We start from the raw sequence: 21,755 nt of genomic DNA, 5'->3' as shown, positions 1-21,755 counted from the left end.
ATAGATGCGATGCCGGAATACGAATTTGTCGACGTGTACGTACCGCGGGGGGTCTCCCGCAAGGACGCCACACGTCTGCTGACGGACCATGCCGAGTACGGACACTGGGAGTTGGACCGACTGAGCCTGATGCGCGATGGCAGCCGCAGGGTGCGGTTGCGCCGGCGGATCATCCGCCAGGTGCGTGCCACGTGGTGAGACAGGACGAACGGAGCGGGCCCCGCCGCGGCGGGGCCCGCTCCGTTTCACACGGTGCGCCCTAGGCCGAGGCCCGTGCCCTGCGGTACAGCACCGTGCCCGCCAGGAGCGCCCCGGCGCCCACCGGGAGGGCCAGGCCGATCGGCAGGTCGCTGCCGGTCCGGGCGAGCTGCGCGCTGCCCAGGGGCTGGGTGACCGTCTGGGTACCGGGGTGGTTGCCGCCGCCCGGCGTCTGGTGACCGCCGCCGGGTGGGGTGGCCGGGTTTCCGGGGTTTCCGGGCTCCACCGGATTGCCGGGGTCGCCCGGGTTGCCGGGCTGTTCCGGCGATCCGGGCGGAGTCTGGTGGCCGCCGCCGGGCGGGGTGTGCCGCCCGCCGCCGGAGCCGTTTCCGGAGCTGTTTCCGGAGCCGTTTGCGCAGTCGTTGTCCATGGCGGGGTTGCCGATGCCGATGAGGTCCACGCTGTTGCCGCAGGCGTTCACCGGAACGTGGATCGGCGCCTCCACGTGGTTGCCCGAGCCCACGCCGGGTGAGCCACCGGTGTGTCCGCCGGCGTGCGAACCCCCGGAGCCGCCGGAACCGGAACCACCGTGCCCGCCGTGTCCGTGACCCCCACGACCGCCGCCGCCCTTGTTGGCGCAGCTGTTGCCCATCGCGGGGTTGAGGACCCCGACGACGTCCACGGTGTTGCCGCACACGTTCACCGGCACGTGCACCGGCACCGACACGGTGTTGCCCGACAGCACGCCGGGAGAGTTCGTGCTTGATCCGCTCGCGCCCGAGTCGGCGTGGGCGGCGCCTCCTGCCGCGGCGATCACGCCGGTCGCGGCCGCCACTGTCATCAGGCCCTTGCGGGTGACTTGTCGCATCTGCTGAATTCCTGCTTTCGACCTTTGTCTCGAAATGCCGCCGCATCGCGGTTCTGTTTCTTTTCGAAAAGGCCGGTCGGCCCCGGAACGCATGGCGCGCGCTCCGGGGCCGACGGGCTCACCCCTCTTTACCGAGGGCGAGGCACGACGTCACTTGTTGATGCAGGTGTTGCCGAAGGCGGGGTTCAGCAGGCCGATCACGGAGACCGTATTGCCGCAGACGTTCACCGGCACGTGCACGGGAACCTGGACGACGTTGCCGGACAGAACACCCGGGGAGCCCACAGCGGCACCCTGAGCACCCGCATCGGCGACGGCAAGGCCCGCGCCCGCGAGAATCAGGCCACCAGTGGCAGCCGCAGCGGCGACGACCTTCTTGATCATTATTCCTCCTTGTTGGCAAAGCGACCCCAAGTAGCGGATCGCATCACCTGTAACGAGGAGGGAGTAATGGGGATACGAGCTTATGAGCACATTCACTCTTCCCGACCGATGTCGCACGAGCGGCCGAATTGCCGCGTCAACTCGCGTCAACTTGCGTCGATGAACCGGTCGAGCACCCGCACGCCGAACTTCAGCCCGTCCACGGGCACCCGCTCGTCGACTCCGTGGAACATCCCGGCGAAGTCCAGCTCCGGGGGCAGCTTCAGCGGCGCGAATCCGAAGCCGCGGATGCCGAGCTCGTCGAAGGACTTGGCGTCGGTGCCGCCGGAGAGCATGTAGGGGATCGCCTTGGCGGCGGGGTCCTCGGCGACCAGCGCGGACTGCATGGCGTCCACCAGCGCGCCGTCGAAGGTGGTCTCGACGGCCTTGTCGGAGTGCACGTCCTCCCGCTTGACCTTGGGCCCGAGGATCTTGTCGAGGTCGGTGAGGAACTCCTCCTCGAAGCCGGGCAGGAAGCGCCCGTCGACGTGCGCGGTGGCCTCGCCCGGGATGACGTTGACCTTGTAGCCGGCGCCGAGCTGGGTGGGATTGGCGGTGTTGCTGAGGGTGGCGCCGATGAGCTTGGCGATGCCGCCGAGCCTGGCGAGCGTGCCCTCCATGTCCTCCGGGTCCAGCTCGGTGCCGAGCGCGTCGCCGAGCTCGTCGAGGAAGGCGCGGGTGGTCTTGGTGACCCGGACCGGGAACGTGTGCCGTCCGAGCCGCGCGACCGCCTCCGACAGTTCGGTGATGGCGTTGTCCCGGTGGATCATCGAGCCGTGCCCGGCGGTGCCGGCCACCGTCAGCTTCATCCAGTGCATGCCCTTCTCGGCCGTCTGGATCAGGTAGAGCCGCCGCTGCTCGCTCACCGTGAAGGAGAAGCCGCCGACCTCGCTGATCGCCTCGGTCACGCCCTCGAAGAGCTCCGGGTGGTGGTCGACGAGGTACCGGGCGCCGAACTTGCCGCCCGCCTCCTCGTCGGCGAGGAACGCGAGGACGATGTCCCGGGGCGGCCTGCGCCCACTGCGCAGGCGGTCACGGACGACCGCCAGGGTCATCGCGTCCATGTCCTTCATGTCGACGGCGCCCCGCCCCCACACGCACCCGTCGGCGACCTCGCCGGAGAAGGGGTGGTGGGTCCAGTCCTGCGCGTTGGCCGGGACCACGTCGGTGTGTCCGTGGATCAGCAGCGCGGGCCTGGACGGGTCCTCGCCCGCGATCCTGGCGACCGTGGAGGCGCGGCCGGGGTGCGACTCGAAGATCTGCGGTTCGAGGCCCACCTCGGCGAGCTTCTCCGCGACGTACTCGGCCGCCTTGCGCTCACCCGGGCCCGAGTGGTCGCCGTAGTTGCTGGTGTCGATCCGGATCAGCTCGCGGCAGAGGTCCACGACCTCGTCCTCGCCGGTGACGCCCCTGGCCGTGTCCGTGTCGCTCACGCTGTTCCTCCCGCTGTCACTGCTGGTGGTTCCCCTCATCCTCCCCCCGCGGACCGGTCCTCCCCAAGACCGGACCCGGCCCGTCACACGCCGTTCACGCGGGGCCGGGGAAGGCGACGGGGGGTGATCGGGGTCCTTCGAAAGCCTGGTAATGTTTCCTTCGTCGCCGCGAGGGGAACCCCGCGCGACAGACACCTTGTCCGGGTGGCGGAATGGCAGACGCGCTAGCTTGAGGTGCTAGTGCCCTTTATCGGGCGTGGGGGTTCAAGTCCCCCCTCGGACACCAGCCGAATCCCCCCGGCCGCTCAGCGGCCGGGGGGATTCGTCGTATACGACCCCTCGTTCGCTGTATGTGGGGCATCTCTCGCTCGGTGTAAAGATCACCAGGTCAGAGGCGCGCGGCGGAGCTGCCGCACCCCTCGAACAGCCGTCCCCAGTGGCCGTTTCGGGGGGTCGAACCTAGCGTCGTACTAAAATTTCCGGCTTGTTACGAGCTGGAGCCGGACAACCCCAGGCAGACCTGCGGCCCGCCAGCGCCCCGGAGGGCTCCGGGATCGAGACGCGAGGACCGATGGCAGCGATACACGAGAGCAGTGCTCTCGGCCTGCTCAACGAAGAGCTCAGCGCAGAGATCCGCGAACAGTTCGGCGACACCGCCCGTTTTTCCGGGGGCCCGGCCGCCTCCCCACGCACGCTCGTCGACGTCTTCGACGCGTCCGTGCGGTCCTACCCCGACGAGCTCGCCCTGGACGACGGGACCACCCGGCTCACCTACCGTGCGCTGGCCGTCGAGGTGGAGCGGCTGCGGCGGCGGCTCGCCGGGGCCGGGGTCGGACTCGGCGACCGGGTCGGCATCCGGGTCCCGTCCGGCACCAATGACCTGTACGTCGCGATCCTCGCCGTGCTGGCGGCGGGCGCCGCGTACGTCCCCGTCGACGCCGAGGACCCCGACGAGCGGGCCGAGCTGGTGTTCGGGGAGGCGGAGGTCCGGGCCGTGGTCGGCGCCGGGCACGAGCTGACCGTCCACGGGCGCTGCGACTCCCCCGCCGCCCGGCCCGGCATCGAGCACGACGCGTGGATCATCTTCACCTCCGGCTCCACCGGCAAGCCCAAGGGCGTCGCCGTCTCGCACCGCAGCGCGGCCGCCTTCGTGGACGCCGAGGCCGCCCTGTTCCTCACCGACGATCCCATCGGTCCCGCTGACAGGGTCATGGCGGGGCTGTCGGTCGCCTTCGACGCGTCCTGCGAGGAGATGTGGCTGGCCTGGCGGTACGGGGCCTGTCTGGTGCCGGTGCCGCGTTCGCAGGTCAGGAGCGGGGCCGATCTCGGGCCCTGGCTGGTCGAGCAGGAGATCACCGTCGTCTCCACGGTGCCGACGCTCGCCGCGCTGTGGGAGCCCGAGACCCTCAACGACGTACGGCTGCTGATCTTCGGCGGTGAGGCCTGTCCGCCCGAGCTGACGCAGCGGCTGGTGACGGAGGGGCGCGAGGTGTGGAACACCTACGGGCCCACCGAGGCGACCGTGGTGGCCTGTGCCTCGTTGATGAGCGGCGAGGAGCCGATCCGGATCGGGCTGCCGCTGGACGGCTGGGAGCTGGCCGTCGTCGACGAGGCCGGCGAGCCCGTGCCGATGGGCGCGAGCGGGCAGCTGGTGATCGGCGGGGTCGGCCTGGCCCGGTACCTGGACGCCGACAAGGACGCGGAGAAGTACGCGCCGCTGAAGTCGCTGGGCTGGGAGCGGGCGTACCGCAGCGGTGACCTCGTGAAGGCGGAGCCCGAGGGGCTCGTCTTCCTCGGCCGGGCCGACGAGCAGATCAAGCTCGGGGGCCGGCGGATCGAGCTGGGTGAGGTCGACGCGGCTCTCCAGGCGCTGCCCGGGGTCGCGGGAGCGGCCGCCGCCGTCCGCACCGCCCGCAGCGGCAACCAGCTTCTCGTCGGGTACGTCGTCACGCAGGACGGCTGGGACCACGCCGCGGCCGTGGAGAAGCTGCGGGCCGAACTGCCCGCCGCGCTCGTGCCGTTGATCGCTCCCGTCGGCGACCTGCCGACGCGGACCTCCGGCAAGGTGGACCGCAACGCGCTGCCCTGGCCGCTCGAGGGGCTCGAAACCGGCGGCCCCGCGGAGGAGTTGTACGGCACCGAGGCCTGGCTCGCCGAGCAGTGGGCGGAAGTCCTCGGCATCCCGGTCTCCAGTGCCCGCGACGACTTCTTCGCGATCGGCGGCAGCAGCCTGGCCGCCGCCCAGTTGACCACCCGGCTGCGCACCCGCTACCCGAGCGCGGCCGTCCTCGACATCTACCAGCAGCCCACGCTGCGGAAGTTGGCCCGCCACCTGGAGAAGTCCGCGCAGGACGACGGGTCCGCGCGGGTCATCGCACCGGTGCCGCTCAAGGCCCAGGTGATCCAAACCCTCGTCCTGCTCCCCCTGTTCACGCTGCTCGGACTGCGCTGGCTGGTGCCGCTCGCCGCGCTCGGGAACGTCCTGCCGTACTCCTGGCTGCCGAGCACCTCGTGGTGGCTGGTCGGGGCCGGTGCCCTGCTGCTGTTCAGCCCGCCCGGACGGCTGGCGATCGCTGCGGGCGGGGCGCGCGTGCTGCTGCGCACGGTGCAGCCCGGCCGCTATCCGCGCGGTGGCGGCGTCCACCTGCGGCTGTGGACGGCCGAGCGACTCGCCGAGTTCACCGGAGCGACCTCGCTGACCGGCTCCTGGCTGGAGCGGTACGCGCGGGCGCTGGGCGCCAGGATCGGCCCGGACGTGGACCTGCACTCGCTGCCGCCGGTCACCGGCATGCTCAAGCTGGGCCGGGGCGCCGCCGTCGAGTCCGAGGTGGACCTGTCCGGCTGGTGGCTGGACGGCGACCGGCTGGAGATCGGCCAGGTCAAGGTCGGTGCGCACGCCGTCGTCGGCACGCGCAGCATCCTCTTCCCCGGCGCCCGGGTCGGCAAGCGGGCCGAGGTGGCGCCGGGTTCGGCGGTCACCGGGCAGATCCCGACCGGTCAGCGCTGGGCGGGCGCGCCCGCGGTCAAGCTGGGCAAGGCCAAGCGCAACTGGCCGAAGGAGCGGCCGGCGCGGGGGACGTACTGGCGGGTGATGTACGGCCTGGCCGGTCTCTTCCATGAGCATGCTCCCGGTACTGGCGGGTGGCGCGGCCTTCCTCGTCGCCCGTCCGTTCCTCGCCGCCTACGCGCCCCTGAAGGGCGCCGCCCTGGCCCTCGTCCCGGCCACGCTCGCCTTCGGGCTGGCGTACGCGCTGCTGATCCTGGTCGCCGTACGACTGCTGAGCCTGGGGCTGCGCGAGGGGACGTATCCGACGCACAGCCGGGTCGGGTGGCAGGCGTGGACCGTCACCCAGCTGATGGACCGCTCGCGCGAGACGCTGTTCCCGCTGTACGCCGGGCTGGTCACCCCGGTGTGGCTGCGGCTGCTCGGGATGCGGATCGGGCGCGGTGCGGAGGTGTCGACGGTGCTCGCGCTGCCGAGCCTGACGACGGTCGGCGAGGGCGCGTTCCTGGCCGACGACACGCTGACCGCGCCGTACGAGCTGGGTGGCGGCTGGGTCAGGGTCGGGCGCGCGGAGATCGGGCGGCGGGCGTTCCTCGGGAACTCCGGGATGACCGCGCCGGGGCGCACCGTGCCGGACGGCGGGCTGGTGGGCGTGCTGTCGGCCACGCCGAAGAAGGCGAAGAAGGACACGTCGTATCTGGGCCTGCCGCCGGTGAAGCTGCCGCGCAGTGCGGCCGACAGCGACCAGAGCCGGACGTACGAGCCCTCGGCGGGGCTGCTGTGGGCGCGCGGTCTGGTGGAGCTGTGCCGGATCGTGCCCGTGTTCTGCTCGGCCTGGCTGGCCGTGCTGACGGTGGCCGCGCTGTGTGTGCTCGGGCCGTGGGCCTGGCTGCTGGCGGGAGCGGTGCTGCTCGCGGCCGGTGCGGCGGCGGGGCTGGTGTCGATGGTCGCGAAGTGGCTGCTCGTGGGGCGGCACCGCAGGGGGGAGCACCCGCTGTGGAGCGGCTTCGTGTGGCGCAACGAGCTCGCGGACACCTTCGTCGAGGTGCTCGCGGTGCCGTGGCTGGCGGGCTCCGTGCCCGGAACGCCGGTGCTGACGGCGTGGCTCAGGGGGCTCGGCGCGCGGATCGGCAAGGGCGTCTGGGTGGAGAGCTACTGGCTGCCGGAGACCGATCTGGTGACGCTGGAGGACGCGGCGACCGTGAACCGCGGCTGTGTGCTCCAGACCCACCTCTTCCACGACCGGATCTTGCGGACGGATACTGTGGTGCTCCGTGAGGGTGCCACGCTGGGCCCTGGCGGGATCGTGCTGCCCGGCAGCACGATCGGGGCCCGCACCACGCTGGGCCCCGCGTCGCTCGTCATGGCCGCGGAGTCCGTCCCGGACGACACCCGCTGGCTCGGCAACCCGATCGAGGCATGGCGGCCCTGAACGCGGGCCACTCGGAGACGGTGAGCGGTGTACCGGTGGATCCGAGTGGGAACGCAGCGCAGGGAGCAGAAGCGGCAGTGGCAGTTCAGCAGGCGGCGGGTTCGGACCCGTACTTCCCGGACCACGGTGACGCCCGGTACCGGGTGCACCGCTACGAGCTCGCCCTGGACTACCGCCCGGGCCCGAACCGCCTGGCCGGGAGCGCCCGGATCAACGCCATAGCGGGGCGCTCGCCGCTCGCCGAGTTCATGCTCAACCTGTCCGACTTCAAGATCGGCCGGGTGCGGGTGGACGGCCGGCAGGCGCACTACACGCACCGGGGCGGGAAGCTGCGGGTCCGGCCGGCGAAGCCGGTGCGGCCCGGGGCCGCGTTCACCGTCGAGGTGCACTGGTCGGGCAATCCCAAGCCGGTCGGCAGCCCCTGGGGCGGGCTCGGCTGGGAGGAACTGGAGGACGGTGCGCTGGTCGCGAGCCAGCCGATCGGGGCGCCGTCCTGGTACCCGTGCAACGACCGGCCCGCGGACAAGGCGTCGTACCAGATCTCGGTCACCACGCCGTCCGCGTACGCGGTGGTGGCGGGCGGCAGGCTGCTGACCCGTACGACCAAGGCGTCCACGACGACCTGGGTGTACGAGCAGGCCGCGCCCACGTCCAGCTATCTCGTCGGGCTGTCGATCGGCAAGTACCAGACGGTGCTGCTCGGTGACCCGGGGCCGGGCGGGGTGCCGCAGCACGGGCACATCCCGGCGCATCTGCTGCCGGAGTTCTCCCGGGACTTCGCGCGGCAGCCGCAGATGATGGAGCTGTTCCAGGAGCTGTTCGGGCCGTATCCGTTCGACGAGTACGCGGTCGTCGTCACGGAGGAGGAGCTCGATGTGCCCGTGGAGGCCCAGGGGTTGTCGCTGTTCGGCGCCAACCACGTGGACGGCGCCCGGGGTTGGGAGCGGCTGGTCGCGCACGAGCTGGCGCACCAGTGGTTCGGCAACAGTGTCTCCATCGCGGACTGGCGGCACATCTGGCTGAACGAGGGGTTCGCCAAGTACGCCGAGTGGCTGTGGTCGGAGCGCTCGGGGGGCCGCACGGCCCAGCAACTGGCCGCCGCGGCACACCGGTTGCTGTCCTCGCTCCCCCAGGACCTGCGCCTGGCCGACCCGGGCCGCAAGTCGATGTTCGACGACCGGCTCTACGAACGCGGCGGGCTCACCGTGCACGCGGTGCGCTGCGCGATGGGTGACGAGGCGTTCTTCCGGATGCTGCGCGGCTGGGCCGGGCTGCACCGGGGCGGGGCCGTGACCACGGCGACGTTCACAGCCCATGTCAACCGGTTCGCGGACGAGCCGCTGAACGGCCTGTTCGAGGCGTGGGTGCACGGGACGGCGCTGCCGTCGTTGCCGACGGTGATTCCGGCCCGGCCGGCGCATCCGCCCACCAACACCGGCACGGTGCAGCCGTGACCCGGCGTGTCTCCCGGCAACGGCCCCCCTGTCCTTGCGGCCTCGAGGAGACGTACGACAACTGCTGCGGGCGCTACCACCGGGGTGAGTCGGCTGCGCCCACCGCCGAAGCGCTGATGCGTTCGCGCTACTGCGCTTTCGTGAAGCGCGACGAGGCGTATCTGTTGCGCACGTGGCACCCGCGGACCCGGCCGCCGGGCGTCGATCTCGATCCCGGCATGCGCTGGACGGGCCTGGAGATCCTCGGCACGACCGACGGCTCGGCGTTCCACGGCACGGGCACGGTGACGTTCCGCGCCTCGTTCAAGGGTGGCTCCCTGCACGAGCGCAGCCGTTTCGAGCGCGTCGGGGGAGCCTGGGTGTACGTCGACGGGGAGTTCCTCGACTGACCTACGGCGCGAGGATGTCGAGTTCCTGGAGGGCGCCCTCGGCGATCTCGCGGGTCAGCTCCTCCGCGTGACCCGCGTCGCCCTCGCGGATCGCCTCGGCGAGCCGGACATGGAGGGTGACGGCGGCCGGGTCGGGGTCCTCGAACATGACCTCGTGGCGGGTGCGGCCGGTGAGGACCTCGGCGACCACGTCACCGAGGCGGGCGAACATCTCGTTGCCGGAGGCGTTGAGGATGACGCGGTGGAAGGCGATGTCGTGGAGGAGGTAGCCCTCGAGGCGGTGGCCCTTGGAGTTGGCGACCATGCCGAGGGCGCGCTCGGTGAGTTCGGCGCACTGCTCGGCGGTCGCGTGCTTCGCGGCCAGGCCCGCCGCCACCGGCTCGATCGCCGAGCGCAGCACGGTCAGTGAGCGCAGTTGGTGCGGCCGGTCGGCGCCGGCCAGCCGCCAGCGGATGACCTGGGGGTCGTAGACGTTCCACTCGGCCTTGGGGCGGACCGTCACGCCCACGCGACGGCGGGACTCGACCAGGTGCATCGACTCCAGGACCCGGACCGCCTCGCGCATCACCGAGCGTGAGACGTCGAAACGCTGCGCCAGTTCGTCCGTGCGCAAAACGCTGCCCGGCGGGTAGTCGCCCGCTGTGATGGCGGGGCCGAGGGTTTCCAGTACGCGGCCGTGCAGCCCCCTGCCCGGTGTGCTCATGCACTCAGAGTACGGGGCGTGTCACACCAAGAAAAAGTCAGACTTATTCATCACAGACTCTTGAATTCGTCGTACCTAATCGGTTTCAGTTGCGTGTGCATCAGTCGGCATGAGTCGGCATCAGATGTCGTGGACGACACGCAGACAGTGAGGCAGCGATGAGTACCCCGAAGGTCGTCGTGGTCATGGGCGTCGCGGGCACCGGGAAGACCACCATCGGTCCCCTGCTCGCGGCCCGGCTCGGCGTTCCCTACGCCGAGGGCGACGACTTCCACCCGCCGGCCAACATCGCCAAGATGTCGGCCGGCACCCCGCTCACCGACGAGGACCGGTGGCCCTGGCTGGACGCCATCGGCTCCTGGGCGCACGGGCGGGCGGCGCTCGGCGGGGTGGTCAGCTGCTCGGCGCTGAAGCGGTCGTACCGCGACCGGCTGCGGGCCGAGGCGCCCGGGGTCGTCTTCGTGCACCTGGCGGGCGACCGTTCCCTCATCGAGGACCGGATGTCGCACCGGCAGGGCCACTTCATGCCCACCGCGCTGCTGGACTCGCAGTTCGCCACGCTCCAGCCCCTCCAGGAGGACGAGGCCGGGGTCGTGGTGAACGTGTCCGGCAGCCCGGAGGAGATCACCGGGCGGGCCGCGAAGGCGCTCGCCGAACTCCCGTAACACCCCTTTTTCATCCTCTTTCCGAAGAACATCCCCCGTACCTGCAAGGGACCCCCGTGACCAGACTCAGCGTCGAGATGCTGGCAGCGGACGCACCGGAGCCGATCACCTCGGCCGGTCACGCTCAGCTGGGCATCGCCGTACTGGCGGGCATCGCCGTCATCGTTCTGCTCATCACCAAGTTCAGGCTCCACGCCTTCCTGGCGCTGACCCTGGGCACGCTCGTGCTCGGCGCGGTCGCCGGAGCGCCGCTCGACAAGGCCATCACCAGCTTCACCACCGGTCTCGGCACCACGGTCGCCGGCGTCGGTGTACTGATCGCCCTCGGTGCGATCCTCGGCAAGATGCTCGCCGACTCGGGCGGGGCCGACCAGATAGTCGACACGATCCTCGCGAAGGCGGGCGGCCGTTCGATGCCGTGGGCGATGGTTCTGATCGCCTCCGTCATCGGTCTGCCGCTGTTCTTCGAGGTCGGCGTCGTGCTGCTGATCCCGGTCGTGCTGATGGTCGCCAAGCGCGGCAACTACTCCCTGATGCGCATCGGCATCCCGGCCCTCGCCGGTCTCTCCGTGATGCACGGCCTGGTCCCGCCGCACCCCGGCCCCCTGGTCGCGATCGACGCGGTGAAGGCCAACCTCGGTGTGACGCTCGCGCTCGGCGTGCTGGTGGCCATACCGACGGTGATCGTCGCCGGTCCGCTGTTCTCGAAGGTCGCGGCCCGCTGGGTGGACGTCCCGGCGCCCGACCGGATGATCCCGCAGCGTGCCTCGGAGGACTTGGAGAAGCGCCCGGGCTTCGGTGCCACCCTGGCCACGATCCTCCTTCCGGTCGTCCTGATGCTCTCCAAGGCGCTGGTCGACATCGTGATCGACGACCCCGACCACTCCGTGCAGCGCGTCTTCGACGTCGTCGGCTCCCCGTTGATCGCTCTGCTGGCCTCGGTGCTCGTGGGCATCTTCACGCTGCTTCGCCCGGCCGGCTTCGGCAAGGAGCGCCTCACCCCGCTCATCGAGAAGGGCCTCGCGCCCATCGCCGGCATCCTGCTGATCGTCGGCGCCGGCGGCGGCTTCAAGCAGACCCTGATCGACTCCGGTGTGGGTCAGATGATCCTGGAGATCTCCGAGGACTGGTCCATCCCGGCCCTGCTCCTCGCCTGGCTGATCGCGGTCGCGATCCGTCTGGCGACCGGCTCCGCGACGGTGGCCACGGTCTCCGCGGCCGGCCTGGTCGCGCCGCTCGCCGCGAACATGTCGACGACCCACACGGCCCTGCTCGTCCTCGCCATCGGCGCCGGCTCCCTCTTCTTCAGCCATGTCAACGACGCCGGGTTCTGGCTGGTCAAGGAGTACTTCGGCCTGGACGTCGGCCAGACCATCAAGACCTGGTCGATCATGGAGACGATCATCTCGGTGGTCGCGGGCGGCCTGGTCCTGCTGCTCTCGCTGGTCATCTAGGCGTACGGCGGCTGCGGCGCCCCCTGTCGGCCTAGGGCCTGTCCGGCGGATCAGGCCGACTTTAAGCAAGGGTGCCTGATCAGTGCGGGTGAGCGGGGTCTGGTGCGTGCAGCTGCAAGGCGGAGGAGGGAGTCGACGCGGAGCGTCGGCGAGTGACGACAACGCCGCAGATGCGCGCACCAGACCCCGCGACGTCGGCATGATCCGCCGGACAGGCCCTAAGGCCGCCACAGGGGGTGTTCGCGTTCCGCCCACTCCCGGCTCACGTCCCCGGTCCTGAGGCCTCTCCTCGCCTCCGGGTCGCCCAGCGCCATGCCGATGTGGCCCGCGAGGACGATGCCGATCGTGAGGGCCAGCCAGTCGTGGACGAAGGTCGCGCTGGTGCGCCACTGGATCGGAGTGAGGTGGGTGAACCACATCAGCAGGCCCGTGCCGAGCATGACGAGGCTCGCGCCCGCGATCCAGGCGGCGTAGACCTTCTGACCCGCGTTGAACTTGCCCGCGGGACGGGACGCGCGGCGCTTGTCGCGGTGCCACGCGGCACGCAGCCAGACCCGGTCGTGCGGGCCGAAGCGGTTCAGGAAGCCCAGGTCGGCGCGGAAGGCACGGGAGACCAGGCCCACCAGGGCCGGTACCGGCAGGGCCAGGCCCGCCCATTCGTGGACGCGGACCACCAGCTCACGGCGGCCGACGAGTTCGGCGAGCTGGGGGAGGTAGAGACAGGCGGCCGTCACCACGCAGATACCCATCAGTGCGGCGGTCGCGCGGTGGACCCACTTCTGGCTGCGGCCGAAACGCCGGACACGTGCCTGCGGTGGGGCGTCAACTCGTAGGCTCATCGTCCCGCCCGTTCGATCGGCCCACCCAGGCGTCCACGTCGTAGCCCCGGTCCTCCCAGTAACCCGGCTCCACGTCCTCGGTGACGGTGATGCCGGACAGCCACTTGGCCGACTTGTAGAAGTACATGGGGGCCACGTAGAGGCGGACCGGGCCCCCGTGGGAGTGGCCGATGTCCTTGTCCTGCATGCGCAGGGCCACCAGGACGTCCGAGCGGCGGGCCTGGTCGAGGGTGAGGCTCTCGGAGTACGCCCCGTCGAAGCAGGTGAAGCGGACGGCGCCCGCCTTCGCGGTCACCCCGGCGGCGTCCAGCAGCCGGGACAGCCGTACGCCTTCGAACGGCGTGTCCGGGACCCGCCAGCCCGTCACGCACTGCACGTCCTTGACCATCCGGGTCTGGGGCATCGCCCGCAGGTCGGCCAGGGTGTACGTCCGCGGGCGCGAGACCAGACCGTCGATCTTGAGCTGGTAGTTCTCGGCGTTCTTGTGCGGCACGGACGAGGTCACCGAGTAGTAGCGGAAGCCGCCGCCGTTGGGGAGCAGGCCCGTCAGGCCGGTGGGGTCCTTGTCGGCGGCGCTGCCGAGGAAGGCCTCCATGCCGCGTTGCAGGGTGGGCGCGGCGACCACGCCGAGCGCGCCCAGGCCGAGGGTGCCGAGGAGGACACGGCGGCCGATCGGCGTACCGCGCTGCTCCTCGGGCTGTTCGGAGTTCACGTACTCATTCGAACACCCGCGAGGCCTGCGGGACCAGGAATCGCGGGTGCTCGTCAGACTTCCGTAACCACTTCTCACCCGCATCTCAGCGAGCCCCCGGTTCGCGGAGGGCTACGACGCCTCCTCCGCCGCCTTCTCCAGCTGGAACGCCTCGTTGCCGAGCCCGATCCGGGCGTGCGCCTCGGGCCTGCGGGCCCGCAGGATCAGTCCCTGCGCCAGGCCCACCACCACGGCGAGCCCGATGATGCCGGGCAGCAGCCAGCTCAACGAGGAACCGGGGCCCGCCCCGACCAGGACGTCGAAGTCCTTGACCGTGTAGACGGCGATCACCAGCAGGGCGATGCCCGCGAGGGCAGAGGTGACCAGCCGCCAGGCCTGGGCGCCCACCGCGCCGCGCCGGACGAAGAAGGCGATCACGGAGGCGGAAGCGGCCGCCATCAGCAGGATCACGCCGAGGGAGCCGATGTTGCCGAACCAGGTGAACAGGTGCAGGACCGGCACGGTCGGGTCGCCGGTGGGCTTGTCGTCGGCGATCGCGAAGACGACCACGACCACCACGGACACGGCGGTCTGGAGCAGCGAGCCGGTGCCGGGCGCGCCGCTCGCGCTGTTCGTGCGGCCGAAGGCGGCGGGCAGCAGGCCCTCGCGGCCCATCGCGAAGGCGTAGCGGGCGACCACGTTGTGGAAGCTGAGCATGGCCGCGAACATGCCGGTCACGAACAGCACGTGCAGGACGTCGGTGAACGTGCCGCCGAGGCGGGACTCGGTGAGCCCGAAGAGCAGTCCGGCGCTCTGCTTCTGCGACTCGGCGACGACCGCCGAGGGCCCGGTGGCGACGGTGAGGGCCCAGCTGCTGAGCGCGAAGAACACGGCGACGCCACCGACGGCCAGGAACATCACGCGCGGCACCAGGATGTGCGGCCGGCTGGTCTCCTCGGCGTACACGGGCGCCTGCTCGAAGCCGAGGAAGGCGGCGATGCAGAAGCACAGGGCGGTGCCGACACCGGCGCCGCTGAGGGTGTCCGGGTTGAAGGCGTGCAGGGACAGGCCCTGGGCCGCGGGGTCGGCGACCGCGGCGACGTCGAAGATGACGACCAGGGCGACCTCGACGATGAGCAGGACACCGAGCACGCGCGCGTTGACGTCGATCTTCAGCCAGCCCAGCGCGCCCACGACCAGCGCGGCCACCAGCGCCGGTATCCACCAGGCCACCGACAGGTCGGCGTAGGTGGCGAACAGCCCGGAGACCTCGAACCCGAAGATGCCGTAGATGCCGACCTGGAGGGCGTTGTAGGCGACCAGGGCGACGAGGGCCGCGCTCGCCCCGGCCGTGCCACCGAGTCCGCGCGAGATGTAGGCGTAGAAGGCGCCCGCGTTGTGGACGTGCCGGCTCATCTCGGCGTAGCCGACGCTGAACAGGACGAGGACCAGGCCGAGGACGACGTAGAGGAGGGGCTGGCCGACGATCCCCATCACCGCGAATGTGGTGGGCATGACACCCGCGACGACCATGAGGGGGGCGGTCGCGGCGAGGACGGAGAGCAGCAGGCCTCCGGTGCCGAGGCGGCCGGCGCGCAGCGCGCGGTCCTGCCCCTTGAACGTACTGATCTCTGGTCTGCTCTTGCTGGAACTCTCGGTGGCCATGGGGACCGTCCTTCTGGGGTTCGGGGGTGCTACACCGTGCCGAGCGCGCTGTCGCGGGCGGCAAGGAAGGCGGAGTACGGCTCGTGGTCCGGATAGGACCAGGGGGCCGGGGTGGGGCGTTCGCCGATGCGGTGGAAGAGGGCGGCGGCCTCGGCGCCGCGGCCCTCGCAGACCTTCGCGTGGGCGAGGAAGTTGAGGTCGACCAGGCGGCGGGGGTGGCCCTCGTGCTCCCATTCCAGCCACCAGTCGAAGGCCGACTTCATCACCTGCCGGGCCCGGCGTCCGGTCCAGTGGCCGGAGGCGGCGGGGTCGCGCGGCTCATGCCCGGCGCCGGCCAGGGCCCGGTAGCGCTCGGCGTGCGCGATGACCGGCAGGATCGCGAGCGGGGAGTCGGCGGGGGCCTGCTCGGCGGCCCAGTTCGCGAAGTCGTAGACCTCGTGCAGCGGGTCGGGGCCCGTGTCGGCCCGGCGCTCGGCGAGCCGGGCGACCATCAGATGGTGGGCGTGGTGGTGGTCGGCGTGCCGCTGCCGGATCTCGCCGAAGACGTCGGCCACCTCGTCCGCCGCCCCGAGGTCGCGCTCCAGCAGGAGCAGGCCGAGCCAGGGGGTGGGGTCGGCGGGCGCGCGGCGGGCCGCTTCCCGGCAGGCCGCGCGGGCCTCGGCGGGCTTTCCCTTGCCCCGCCGCACCCGCTGGACCAGAGCGAGGGCGAGCAGTACAGCGGCGTCCGCGGAGTCCGGCTCGGCCACCAGCCAGTCCCTGGCCCAGGCGTCGCTGTACGGCTCGGCCGCGAGAACCGTGATCCGGTGGCCGCGCCGGTCCCACTCGTCACCCGTCCGGGCAAGCAGCGCCCGCGCCGCCTGCCACCTGCCCTGCGCCAACGAGGCGCGCGCGTCGATGAGTTCGGCGTCGTCGAGGGCCGCGTCGAAGGCCTGGGCGGCGCGTTTTCGACTGCGGCCGAAGGATGGCGGTGGCGGGGACACCGTGTGGGTTTTCCTCACGGAACATGACGCGTGACGGGTGGGGCGGAAGGGTGAGACGAAGGGGGTGGGGCGGAAGGGGCGCCTGGGCGGGTGCGGGCAGGCCGACCGTCGATGTGGGCAGGTCGGCGGGCCGATTCGCACCGCCATCGACTGATCACGGACAGCCAACCGCCCGCCAATGGTTTGCGTCAAGGGCCGAAGGCGCGTTACACGCGTCAACTCTCCATACCTGAGAGGAAGTTGTGGCGAAGCGGTGCTGGTGGGACCGGGTCAAGGGCCCGCGTCTGTGGCGTACGCCATGGCGCCGCGCTTCCTCGCACCGCACCATGGCAGGAACCCCCGCCGCCGAGAAGAGTTCGGCGGCCGAGTCGACAGCCCGGATACGGGCACTCCCAGGAGCAAGCCGGACGCTGGGACGCTACAGTCGGCGACAACCACCCCGCCGCCGGCCGGACGATCGAGGTACCCAGCGTGTCGGTTCTGGTTCTGATTCTCGCCGTGAGTGCTGCCTGCTGCCTGGGCTTCGGCTTTGTGCTGCAGCAGAACGCGGCCCGTCAGGCCCCGCTGAGCGACTTCCTCTCGCCCCGGCTCCTCCTCGACCTGGTGAAGGTGCCGCGCTGGCTCGGCGGCATCGGCCTGATGGTGGCCGGCATGGCCCTCGGCGCGATCGCGCTGGGCCACGGCGAGGTCTCCCTGGTCGAACCCCTCCTCGCCACGAACCTCCTCTTCGCCCTGGCCCTCTCCCGCAAGCAGACGAAGCAGCCGCTGGGCCGCCAGGGCTGGGCGGGGCTCGCACTGCTCGCGGGCGGGGTGACCGCGTTCATCGTGGCGGGCGAGCCAAGCGGCGGTACGGCGGTCACCGACCCCTTCCGCCACTGGCTGATCATCGGCGCCATGATCGGCCTCGCCCTGCTGCTCACGACCTACGCCAAACGCTCCCGCCTCAGCTCGGGCCCGGTCCTGCTCTCCCTGGCCGCCGGTCTGCTGTACGGCGTCCAGGACGCCCTCACCCGGGTCAGCGGCCAGCGCTTCTCCGAGGGCGGCCTCGCCGAGCTGCTGACCGCCTGGCAGCCGTACGCCGTGCTGGCCCTGGGGGTCACCGGGCTGATCCTGGTGCAGAGCGCGTTCGAGACCGCGCCCCTGCGGATGTCACTGCCCGCACTGACCGCGGCCCAGCCGCTCGCCGGGATCATCTGCGGGGTGGGCTTCCTGGGAGACCGACTGCGCACCGACACCGCCGCGCTGACCTGGGAGGCGCTGGGGCTCGCGGCCGTCGTCGCGGGCATCGTGCTGCTGGGGATGCACCCGGCGATGCCGCGCGGGGCCGCCCGGCCGGAACCCGCGCGCGACCTCCAGCCGAGCTGACCCGCGCCCGCCGGGCCGGACGGCCCGGGCGCTGCTGCTTGGATGGGGGCATGAGCGCTGCTGACGAGATCCTCGACATCGTCGACGAGAACGACAACGTCGTCGCCCAGTCCCCCCGCGGCGAGGCCTACGCCGAGGGGCTGCGCCACCGCTGCGTCTTCATCCGGGCCACGGACGCCCAGGGCCGCCTCTTCGTCCACCGCCGCACCCCGACCAAACTGGTCTTCCCGTCGCTCTACGACATGTTCGTCGGCGGCGTGGTCGGCGCGGGCGAGTCCTACGACGACGCGGCCCTGCGCGAGGCCGAGGAGGAACTCGGCGTGAGCGGGCTGCCCCGCCCGGAGTTCCTCTTCAAGTTCCTGTACGACGACGGGGCCGGCCGGACCTGGTGGTCCGCGGTCTACGAGGTCCGCTGCGAGCTCCCGGTCAGCCCCCAGGCCGAGGAGGTCGCCTGGCACGACTTCCTGCCGGAGGACGAGGTGGAGCTGCGCCTGCGGGACTGGGAGTGGGTGCCGGACGGGCTGGCCGCCCACGAGCGGCTCAAGGCGTACCGGTCGATGGGTTGAGCGGGCCCTCACCACGTCGTTCGGGAACCCGGCGGATAGGCTCGTGCGCGTGATCGATTTCGCACGGAACGTCCGCGTCTGGTTCGCCCCCGAGGAGGTCCGGCAGGACGGCCGCACCCCCGACTACCGGTTCTCGCTGGCCAATGAACGCACCTTCCTGGCCTGGCTGCGTACCGCGCTCGCACTGATCGGCGGCGGCTTCGCCGTGGACCAGTTCCTGCCGGATCTGCGCTGGGGCTGGCGGGTGGGCCTGGCACTCGTGCTGCTCGCGGCCGGCGTGCTGTGCTCGTTGCGGGCGGTCAATCACTGGGTGCGGTGCGAGCGGGCGATGCGGCGGGGCGAGGATCTGCCGGTGTCCCGGTTCCCGGCACTGCTGAGCCTGGTGGTCGCGGTGGTGGCCGTGGCCATGGTCGTCGTGGTGCTCGTCGGGTGGGAGGGGTGAGCGAGGCCGCCGCCGCGGAGCGGGACCCGGGGCTCCAGCCCGAACGCACCCGGCTCGCCTGGCGCCGTACCACCCTCTCGGGCACCGTCTCCGCGGTACTCGCCGTGAAGACGGCCCTGCACGGCGGCCCGTCCCCCGGCACACTCCTCGCCTGCGCCCTGTGCTGCGCCCTCTGGCTGGGCTTCCTCTACCTCGCCCACCACCGCATCCGCACCCTGACGTCGTCGGACACCCCGAGGGCCCTCACTCCGCGGCACGCGACGGCGGCGGTCCTGTGCACGGTGGCGCTGGCGGCGTGCGGGGCGGCGCTGGTGTTCTGAGCGGCTCGGCGCCCCACACCCGGGCCCGGCCGTGCCCACCCCCGCCTTACGGGGTACCCGTACGCCACGCAGGCCCGAATATCCGGATACGCACCTTTCGCGTGACAGCCTGTCCGACGTCATCGCCCGTCGCTTCGAAGGTGAGCACCATGACCACCCTCCACCATGAACACGCCTCGCACGCGCACACCCACGGACCGGACTGCGGACACACCGAGGTGCCGCACGAGGACCACGTCGATTACGCGCACGACGGGCATCTGCACCGCGAGCACGAGGGCCACTGGGACGAGTGCGAACCCGGCGGACATGTCTCGCACGACGGTCACGAGCACCGGCACGGCCAGGACTGCGGACACGAGAGCGTCCTGCACGGCGACCACGTCGACTACGTCCACGACGGCCACCGGCACGCCGCCCACGAGGGCCACTGGGACGACCACTGACCCGACCGGAAAGCACCGCCGACAGCTCCCCGACGCACCACGCGGGGAGCTGTCGGCCTATCGTGGTCCGGATCACGTTCCCCTCCCCCTCTGGACGACATACCGACCAGTCGGCATGATGGTCGGGACCGTTCACGCGCGCGTAAGGAGCACAGATGAGCCCCGACCATCCACCAGGACTCGATCTCGACCGGCTGCGCGGCCTGCTCGACCGTGAGCGGCCCGGCCTGGTGCACGGCCCCCTGACCGGCCGGCTGATCGAGGGCGGACGGTCGAATCTCACCTACGCGGTGTCGGACGGCACGTCGAAGTGGGTCGTACGACGGCCCCCGCTGGGCCATGTCCTGGCCACCGCGCACGACATGAAGCGCGAACACCGGGTCATCAGCGCCCTGCACCCCACGGAGGTGCCGGTGCCGAAGCCGGTCCTGCTGTGCGAGGACGAGGAGGTGCTCGGATCGCCCTTCTACGTCATGGAGTTCGTCGAGGGCACCCCGTACCGCACCGCCGACCAGCTCGCCCCCCTCGGGCCCGAGCGCACCCGCGACGCCGTGCTGTCCCTCGTCGACACCCTGGTCGAGCTGCACGCGGTGGACCCCGCCGAGGTGGGCCTCGCGGACTTCGGCCGCCCGGAGGGCTTCCTGGACCGCCAGCTGCGCCGCTGGGGCAAGCAGCTGGACGCCTCCCGCAACCGCGACCTGGCCGGCATCGACGAGCTGCACGCGACCCTCGGCCGCCGTCTCCCGCAGTCCCCCGCGGCCACGGTCGTCCACGGCGACTACCGCCTCGACAACGTCCTGATGGGCGACGACGACGAGATCCGGGCGATCCTCGACTGGGAGATGTCGACCCTCGGCGACCCGCTCACCGACCTCGGCCTCCTGGTCATGTACAGCATGCCGCTGGGCGCGCCCGACTCCCCCGTCTCCACGACCGCCGAGGCCCCGGGCCACCCGGATCCGGCCGAACTGGTCGCGCGGTACGCCGAGCGCTCCGGACGGGACGTCTCCGCGGTGTCCTGGTACACCGCGTTCGCCTGGTTCAAGCTCGCCGTGATCCTGGAGGGCATCCACTACCGCTACACCCTGGGCCAGACGGTCGGCCGCGGTTTCGACCGCATCGGCGACCTCGTCCCGGTCTTCATCCAGCACGGTCTGACCACGCTTCAAGACGGCATCCAGGAAGGCTGATCCGCATGGACTTCGCGTTCGACGCACGCACCGAGGAGCTGCGCGCCAAGCTGCTCGCCTTCATGGACGAGTACGTCTACCCCGCCGAGGCCGTCGCCGAGGAGCAGCGCGAGCGGCTGGCATCGCCGTGGGACACCCCGGCCGTGGTCGAGGAGCTCAAGGCGGAGGCGCGCGGGCAGGGCCTGTGGAACCTCTTCCTGCCCGACGCCGAGTACGGCGCCGGCCTCACCAACCTCCAGTACGCCCCGCTCGCCGAGATCACCGGCCGCTCCCCGCAGCTCGCGCCCACCGCGCTGAACTGCGCGGCGCCCGACACCGGCAACATGGAGGTGCTCTCGCAGTTCGGCGACGAGCAGCAGAAGAAGCAGTGGCTGGAGCCGCTGCTGGCCGGTGAGATCCGCTCGGCGTTCGCGATGACCGAGCCGGAGGTCGCGTCCTCCGATGCCACGAACATCACCACCCACATCGAACGGGACGGCGACGAGTACGTCGTCACGGGCCGCAAGTGGTACATCTCCGGGGCGATGAACCCCGACTGCAAGATCTTCATCGTGATGGGCAAGACGGACCCGGACGGCGAGGACATCCGCCGCCAGCAGTCCATGATCCTGGTCCCCCGGGACACACCGGGCGTCACGGTGAAGCGGGCGATGCAGGTCTTCGGCTACGAGGACCACTCCCACGGCGGCCACGCCGAGGTGATCTTCGACCACGCGCGCGTGCCGGCCTCGAACCTCATCGGCGAGGAGGGCGGCGGCTTCGCCATCGCCCAGGCCCGCCTCGGCCCCGGCCGGATCCACCACTGCATGCGGCTGATCGGCATGGCCGAGCGGGCGATCGAGCTGATGTGCCGCCGCGCGGTCTCCCGCGACGCCTTCGGCAAGGCGCTGGCCCAGCAGGGCGTGGTCCACAACTGGATCGCCGACGCGCGCGTGACCGTCGAGCAGCTCCGCCTGCTGGTCCTGAAGACGGCCTGGCTGATGGACACGGTCGGCAACAGGGGCGCCCACACCGAGATCCAGTCCATCAAGATCGCCACGCCCCGCGCGGTCGTCGACATCATCGACCGGGCGATCCAGCTGCACGGCGCGGGCGGAGTCAGCCAGGACTTCCCGCTGGCCGAGCTGTACGCCGGCGCCCGCACCCTGATGATCGCGGACGGCCCGGACGAGGTGCACCAGCGCTCGCTCGCGCGACGGGAGCTGAAGAAATACCTCTAGGAGGCGCT

The 21,755-nt window shown here is 71.4% G+C and carries 20 protein-coding genes, 1 tRNA gene and 1 pseudogene; 14 read left to right on the top strand and 8 right to left on the bottom strand.

The window, feature by feature from the left end:
- Window positions 1-9: 9 nt before the first annotated feature.
- Entirely contained in the window at window positions 10-198 is a 189-nt protein-coding gene (locus M2157_RS38035; protein ID WP_007380901.1) for a DUF5703 family protein, read from the top strand.
- Between the two features lie 61 nt (window positions 199-259).
- Here the strand turns inward: M2157_RS38035 and M2157_RS38030 are convergent, their stop codons facing one another.
- The 3 genes from M2157_RS38030 to M2157_RS38020 form a co-directional block, all read right to left on the bottom strand.
- Window positions 260-1,066 (bottom strand): chaplin, encoded by an 807-nt coding sequence (locus M2157_RS38030; protein ID WP_280867462.1) that lies wholly within the window; start codon window positions 1,064-1,066, stop codon window positions 260-262.
- Window positions 1,067-1,216: 150 nt separating this feature from the next.
- Window positions 1,217-1,450 (bottom strand): chaplin ChpH, encoded by a 234-nt coding sequence (chpH, locus tag M2157_RS38025; RefSeq protein WP_057614364.1) that lies wholly within the window; start codon window positions 1,448-1,450, stop codon window positions 1,217-1,219.
- Between the two features lie 146 nt (window positions 1,451-1,596).
- Window positions 1,597-2,922, bottom strand: a complete 1,326-nt coding sequence (locus M2157_RS38020) for a M20/M25/M40 family metallo-hydrolase (RefSeq protein WP_266526397.1) — start codon at window positions 2,920-2,922, stop codon at window positions 1,597-1,599.
- A gap of 198 nt (window positions 2,923-3,120) precedes the next feature.
- On the opposite strand from M2157_RS38020, the gene M2157_RS38015 reads away from it, so the two are divergent.
- The 4 genes and pseudogenes from M2157_RS38015 (at window position 3,121) to M2157_RS38000 (ending at window position 9,201) form a co-directional block, all read left to right on the top strand.
- Window positions 3,121-3,208 (top strand) — tRNA-Leu (locus M2157_RS38015).
- Window positions 3,209-3,493: 285 nt separating this feature from the next.
- Window positions 3,494-7,358, top strand: a pseudogene (locus tag M2157_RS38010) (Pls/PosA family non-ribosomal peptide synthetase).
- Window positions 7,359-7,435: 77 nt separating this feature from the next.
- Entirely contained in the window at window positions 7,436-8,812 is a 1,377-nt protein-coding gene (locus M2157_RS38005) for a M1 family metallopeptidase (RefSeq protein WP_280867461.1), read from the top strand.
- A complete protein-coding gene (locus M2157_RS38000; RefSeq protein WP_280867460.1) occupies window positions 8,809-9,201 on the top strand; it encodes a YchJ family metal-binding protein in 393 nt (130 codons plus the stop codon). Before M2157_RS38005 ends, M2157_RS38000 begins: the two co-directional genes overlap by 4 nt.
- Window position 9,202: 1 nt before the next feature.
- Here the strand turns inward: M2157_RS38000 and M2157_RS37995 are convergent, their stop codons facing one another.
- Complete coding sequence (locus tag M2157_RS37995) at window positions 9,203-9,904, bottom strand: FadR/GntR family transcriptional regulator (protein ID WP_280867459.1); 702 nt, start codon at window positions 9,902-9,904, stop codon at window positions 9,203-9,205.
- A gap of 158 nt (window positions 9,905-10,062) precedes the next feature.
- Here M2157_RS37995 and M2157_RS37990 point away from each other — a divergent pair, with 158 nt between their 5' ends.
- Together M2157_RS37990 and M2157_RS37985 are read left to right on the top strand one after the other, a co-directional pair.
- Window positions 10,063-10,569, top strand: a complete 507-nt coding sequence (locus M2157_RS37990; protein ID WP_280867458.1) for a gluconokinase — start codon at window positions 10,063-10,065, stop codon at window positions 10,567-10,569.
- A 56-nt stretch (window positions 10,570-10,625) separates the two neighbouring features.
- A complete protein-coding gene (locus M2157_RS37985; protein ID WP_266526436.1) occupies window positions 10,626-12,023 on the top strand; it encodes a gluconate:H+ symporter in 1,398 nt (465 codons plus the stop codon).
- A gap of 218 nt (window positions 12,024-12,241) precedes the next feature.
- Here M2157_RS37985 and M2157_RS37980 read toward each other — a convergent pair whose 3' ends face one another.
- The 4 genes from M2157_RS37980 to M2157_RS37965 all read right to left on the bottom strand — a co-directional run bounded on the left by M2157_RS37980 (window position 12,242) and on the right by M2157_RS37965 (window position 16,198).
- Window positions 12,242-12,862, bottom strand: a complete 621-nt coding sequence (locus tag M2157_RS37980; protein WP_280856567.1) for a cytochrome b/b6 domain-containing protein — start codon at window positions 12,860-12,862, stop codon at window positions 12,242-12,244.
- The gene (locus M2157_RS37975) at window positions 12,846-13,574 is read right to left on the bottom strand and encodes a molybdopterin-dependent oxidoreductase (protein ID WP_266526440.1); all 729 of its coding nucleotides are present in this window, start codon (window positions 13,572-13,574) and stop codon (window positions 12,846-12,848) included. Before M2157_RS37975 ends, M2157_RS37980 begins: the two co-directional genes overlap by 17 nt.
- 111 nt (window positions 13,575-13,685) lie before the next feature.
- On the bottom strand, window positions 13,686-15,218 hold the full coding sequence (locus M2157_RS37970) for an APC family permease (protein WP_280867457.1): 1,533 nt from the start codon (window positions 15,216-15,218) through the stop codon (window positions 13,686-13,688).
- Between the two features lie 29 nt (window positions 15,219-15,247).
- Entirely contained in the window at window positions 15,248-16,198 is a 951-nt protein-coding gene (locus M2157_RS37965; protein WP_280867456.1) for a hypothetical protein, read from the bottom strand.
- A 471-nt stretch (window positions 16,199-16,669) separates the two neighbouring features.
- Here M2157_RS37965 and M2157_RS37960 point away from each other — a divergent pair, with 471 nt between their 5' ends.
- The 7 genes from M2157_RS37960 (at window position 16,670) to M2157_RS37930 (ending at window position 21,747) form a co-directional block, all read left to right on the top strand.
- Window positions 16,670-17,563 carry a DMT family transporter gene (locus M2157_RS37960; protein WP_280867455.1) on the top strand — a complete coding sequence of 298 codons (894 nt, stop codon included), beginning with the start codon at window positions 16,670-16,672 and terminating at the stop codon, window positions 17,561-17,563.
- A 50-nt stretch (window positions 17,564-17,613) separates the two neighbouring features.
- Entirely contained in the window at window positions 17,614-18,129 is a 516-nt protein-coding gene (locus tag M2157_RS37955; protein WP_280867454.1) for an NUDIX domain-containing protein, read from the top strand.
- Between the two features lie 49 nt (window positions 18,130-18,178).
- Window positions 18,179-18,571 (top strand): DUF202 domain-containing protein, encoded by a 393-nt coding sequence (locus M2157_RS37950; RefSeq protein ID WP_280867453.1) that lies wholly within the window; start codon window positions 18,179-18,181, stop codon window positions 18,569-18,571.
- Complete coding sequence (locus M2157_RS37945; protein ID WP_280867452.1) at window positions 18,568-18,891, top strand: DUF202 domain-containing protein; 324 nt, start codon at window positions 18,568-18,570, stop codon at window positions 18,889-18,891. Before M2157_RS37950 ends, M2157_RS37945 begins: the two co-directional genes overlap by 4 nt.
- Before the next feature lie 149 nt (window positions 18,892-19,040).
- Window positions 19,041-19,337 (top strand): hypothetical protein, encoded by a 297-nt coding sequence (locus tag M2157_RS37940; RefSeq protein WP_280856574.1) that lies wholly within the window; start codon window positions 19,041-19,043, stop codon window positions 19,335-19,337.
- A gap of 155 nt (window positions 19,338-19,492) precedes the next feature.
- Window positions 19,493-20,527 (top strand): phosphotransferase family protein, encoded by a 1,035-nt coding sequence (locus M2157_RS37935; protein WP_280867451.1) that lies wholly within the window; start codon window positions 19,493-19,495, stop codon window positions 20,525-20,527.
- 5 nt (window positions 20,528-20,532) lie between these two features.
- Window positions 20,533-21,747, top strand: a complete 1,215-nt coding sequence (locus M2157_RS37930; RefSeq protein WP_280867450.1) for an acyl-CoA dehydrogenase — start codon at window positions 20,533-20,535, stop codon at window positions 21,745-21,747.
- Window positions 21,748-21,755: the final 8 nt, after the last annotated feature.

The sequence above is a fragment of the Streptomyces sp. SAI-127 genome (assembly GCF_029894425.1).
Lineage (GTDB): Bacteria > Actinomycetota > Actinomycetes > Streptomycetales > Streptomycetaceae > Streptomyces.
This window is presented reverse-complemented; position numbering and strand designations above follow the sequence as displayed.

What these genes read in the sequence shown, in the direction of transcription:
- M2157_RS38035 (WP_007380901.1), top strand. Translation starts at nt 10, where the DNA reads ATGCCGGAATACGAATTTGTCGACGTGTACGTACCGCGGGGGGTCTCC.
- M2157_RS38030 (WP_280867462.1), bottom strand. Translation starts at nt 1,066, where the DNA reads ATGCGACAAGTCACCCGCAAGGGCCTGATGACAGTGGCGGCCGCGACC.
- chpH (WP_057614364.1), bottom strand. Translation starts at nt 1,450, where the DNA reads ATGATCAAGAAGGTCGTCGCCGCTGCGGCTGCCACTGGTGGCCTGATT.
- M2157_RS37995 (WP_280867459.1), bottom strand. Translation starts at nt 9,904, where the DNA reads ATGAGCACACCGGGCAGGGGGCTGCACGGCCGCGTACTGGAAACCCTC.
- M2157_RS37990 (WP_280867458.1), top strand. Translation starts at nt 10,063, where the DNA reads ATGAGTACCCCGAAGGTCGTCGTGGTCATGGGCGTCGCGGGCACCGGG.
- M2157_RS37980 (WP_280856567.1), bottom strand. Translation starts at nt 12,862, where the DNA reads ATGAGCCTACGAGTTGACGCCCCACCGCAGGCACGTGTCCGGCGTTTC.
- M2157_RS37970 (WP_280867457.1), bottom strand. Translation starts at nt 15,218, where the DNA reads ATGGCCACCGAGAGTTCCAGCAAGAGCAGACCAGAGATCAGTACGTTC.
- M2157_RS37955 (WP_280867454.1), top strand. Translation starts at nt 17,614, where the DNA reads ATGAGCGCTGCTGACGAGATCCTCGACATCGTCGACGAGAACGACAAC.
- M2157_RS37940 (WP_280856574.1), top strand. Translation starts at nt 19,041, where the DNA reads ATGACCACCCTCCACCATGAACACGCCTCGCACGCGCACACCCACGGA.
- M2157_RS37935 (WP_280867451.1), top strand. Translation starts at nt 19,493, where the DNA reads ATGAGCCCCGACCATCCACCAGGACTCGATCTCGACCGGCTGCGCGGC.
- M2157_RS37930 (WP_280867450.1), top strand. Translation starts at nt 20,533, where the DNA reads ATGGACTTCGCGTTCGACGCACGCACCGAGGAGCTGCGCGCCAAGCTG.